General features: G+C 71.5%; 1 protein-coding gene. It reads left to right on the top strand.

All coding sequences use genetic code 11. The features are described 5' to 3' along the window. On the top strand, nucleotides 1-3,701 hold a 3,701-nt coding region (locus tag HOQ08_RS08445), incomplete at both ends, for a DEAD/DEAH box helicase (protein ID WP_291193255.1).

Genomic DNA, 3,701 nt, shown 5'->3' with positions numbered 1-3,701 from the left:
CGAACGCGCGCTGATGCGCAAGCTGGCGCCGCCCATCCTGGTGACCACGCCCGACTCGCTGTCCGTACTGCTGGGCTCGGCGTCCGGGCGCGAGATGCTCAAGAGCACGCGCACGGTGCTCGTCGACGAGATCCACGCGCTGGCCAATTCCAAGCGCGGCACGCATCTGGCCTTGTCGCTGGAACGGCTGGAGTCGCTGTGCCGGCGGCCGCTGCAGCGGATCGGATTGTCGGCGACGCAAAAGCCGATCGAGGAAGTCGCCAGGTTTTTGATTGGCGCGAGATCGCTTTCGTCAAATTCCGGGGAAAGGGAGAACGACGCGGCGATCGTCGACGTGGGCCACACCCGCCCCCGCGACCTCGCCATCGAAGTCCCGCCGGTCCCGCTCGAAGCGGTGATGTCCAATGACACCTGGGACACCGTCTACGACCGCCTCGCCCAGCTCGCCCGCGAGCACCGCACCACGCTGGTCTTCGTCAATACCCGCCGCATGGCCGAGCGCGCCGCGCGCCACCTGGCCGAACGGCTGGGCAAGGACGCAGTGGCCGCGCACCACGGCAGCCTGGCCAAGGAACTCAGGCTCGACGCCGAGCAACGGCTGAAGCGCGGCGAGCTGAAGCTGCTGGTCGCCACCGCCTCGCTGGAGCTCGGCATCGACATCGGCGATGTGGACCTGGTCTGCCAGCTCGCCTCGCCGCGCTCGATCGCCGCCTTCCTGCAGCGCGCCGGCCGCTCCGGCCACGCGGTGAGCGGCACACCCAAGGCGCGGCTGTTCCCCACCAGCCGCGACGACCTGCTGGAGTGCGCCGCGCTGCTGGACTGCGTGCGCCGCGGCGAGCTCGACGCGCTGATCCAGCCGGTCGAACCACTCGACGTGCTGGCCCAGCAGATCGTCGCCGAGGTCGCCTGCCAGGAGTGGGACGAGGACGCGCTGTACGCGCTGGTGCGCGGCGCGCATCCCTACCGCGAGCTGCCGCGCGAGCGGTTCGACGCCATCGTGCGCATGCTGGCCGAGGGCTTCAGCACGCGCCGCGGCGCGCGGGCGGCCTACATCCACCGCGACGCCGTGCATCGCCAGCTGCGCGCCCGCCGCAATGCGCGGCTGACCGCGGTGACCTCCGGCGGCACGATCCCCGACACCGCCGACTATCTGGTCGTGCTGGAACCGCAGTCGACCATCGTCGGCTCGGTCAACGAGGATTTCGCCGTCGAGAGCCTGGCCGGCGACGTGTTTCAGCTGGGCAACACCAGCTACCGCATCCTGCGCGTGGAGCGCGACCGCCTGCGCGTGGAGGATGCGCACGGCGCGCCGCCGAGCATCCCGTTCTGGCTGGGCGAGGCGCCCGGGCGCAGCGACGAGCTGTCCCACGGTGTCTCGCGCCTGCGCGAGGAAATCGGCGCGCTGCTGGAAGGCGGCGGCATCGCGGCGGCGTTGCAATGGCTGCGCTCGACGCTTTCGATGAGCGAGGCGGCGGCGCAGCAGCTGGCCGACTACCTGCACCGCGCCAAGGCAGCCCTCGGCGTGCTGCCGACCCAGCACACGATCGTGTTGGAGCGCTTCTTCGACGAGTCGGGCGGCACCCAGCTGGTGATCCACACGCCCTTCGGCAGCCGCATCAACCGCGCCTGGGGCCTGGCGCTGCGCAAGCGCTTCTGCCGCCAGTTCAACTTCGAGCTGCAGGCGGCGGCGACCGAGGATGCGATCGTGCTGTCGCTCTCGACCAGCCATAGCTTCCCGCTGGAGGAAGTAGCCCGCTACCTGCACTCGAACTCCGCCGAGCACGTGCTGGTGCAGGCGCTGCTGGACGCGCCGCTGTTCCCCGCCCGCTGGCGCTGGAACGCGGTGACCGCGCTGGCGCTGCCGCGCTATACCGGCGGCAAGAAGACGCCGCCGCAGATCCAGCGCATGAAGAGCGAGGACCTGCTCGCCACCGTATTCCCTGACCAGGTCGCGTGCCTGGAGAACATCGTGGGCGAGCGGCAGATCCCCGACCACCCGCTGGTCAACCAGACGCTGCACGACTGCCTGCACGAGGCGATGGACGTGGATGGGCTGCTGCGCATCCTGCGCGGCTTCGAGACCGGTGCGATCGCCGTGGCAGCGCGCGACCTCACCGGCCCCAGCCCGCTGGCCTCGGAGGTGCTCACCGCAGCGCCCTACGCGTATCTCGACGACGCGCCGCTGGAGGAACGCCGTACGCAGGCGGTGCAGAGCCGGCGCTGGAGTGCGGAGGATGCGGACGACCTTGGTCGGCTGGATCCGGAGGCAATCGCTGCTGTGCGCGAGGAGGCATGGCCGGAAGTGCGCAGCGCCGACGAGATGCACGAGGCGCTGACGCTGCTGGGGTTCGTCACGGGCGACGAGGTCACCGCCAATGCAGGTTGGCAGGAACGCCTGGATGCGCTCGCCCGGCACCAGCGCGCCACGCGCCTTGCCTTAGACCCAGCGCCCTCTCCCCTCCGGGGAGCGGGCCGGGGTGAGGGGACACTCTTGCCCGAACCAATCCAAGCGCGCCCTCTAGGCGAATCCCCTACGAGCACCCGCCCCTCATCCGACCCCTTCGGGGCCACCTTCTCCCCGCAGGAGAGAAGGAACGGCGGCGTGTGGGTCGCGGCGGAATTGCTGCCGCTCTGGCAAGCCGTCCATGCGGACGCCGCGTTGCACCCGCCGATCAGCGCGCCGCCCGACTATGCCGCGCAAACCTGGACCCGCGACGACGCCTTGCTCGAGCTGGTGCGCCGCCGCCTGGGCGGCCTCGGTCCGGTCACGGTCGATACGCTCGCCGCTTCGCTCGCCGTCGGTCTCGCGGACATCGAACCGGCCCTGCTGCGTCTGCAGTCGGAAGGCTACGTGATGCAGGGCCGCTTCACTCCTGCCGCGCCCGCCATCGAGTGGTGCGAGCGCCACCTGCTCGCGCGCATCCACCGCTACACCATCGGCCGCCTGCGCCGCGAGATCGAGCCGGTCAGCCGGCGCGACCTGCTGCGTTTCTTCGCCGACTGGCAACACCTCACGCCCGACACGCGCCTGGAAGGCCCCGACGGCCTGATCGCGACGCTGCACCAGCTGGAAGGTTTCGAGGCCGCCGCCGGCGCTTGGGAAGCCGAGCTGCTGCCCGCGCGCGTGGGCGACTACGCCAGCCGCTGGCTGGACGAGCTATGCCGTGCCGGCCGCTTCGGCTGGAACCGCCTGCGCGCCGGCGGCGGCAGCGCCGGCCCGGTGCGGGCCACGCCGATCGTGCTGCTGCCGCGGCGGCAGATGGCCATCTGGACGTCCATGGCCGCCGACGGTCAGCCGCAGGAAGCGCTGCCTTCCTCCCGCGCCCAGGCGGTGGCCGACGCGCTGGCCGCGCATGGCGCGCTGTTCTTCGACGAACTGCTCGACGCCACCCGTCTGCTTCGCACCGAGCTGGAAAACGCATTGGGCGAACTGGTCGCCGCCGGCCGCATCAGCGCCGACAGCTTCGCCGGCCTGCGCGCCCTGCTCCTCCCCGCGGCCAAGCGCGATTCACGCCCGCACCGGCGCGCCCGGCGGCATGCGCTGAGCGAGATCGAGGACGCCGGGCGCTGGTCGCTCGCACGCCCATCCCCTCTCCCCGCCGGGGACAAGGTGGCCCCGAAGGGGGCCGATGAGGGGCGGGTGCTCGCTGCAGAATCGCCTGCGGCGCGCTCTTGGCCGGGTCCGGGCAGGAGTGGCCCTT

This window comes from Frateuria sp. (genome assembly GCF_013362045.1).
Lineage (GTDB): Bacteria > Pseudomonadota > Gammaproteobacteria > Xanthomonadales > Rhodanobacteraceae > Frateuria_A.
Note: the sequence above shows the minus strand (reverse complement) of the source record. Positions and strands in the feature narration are given on the sequence as shown.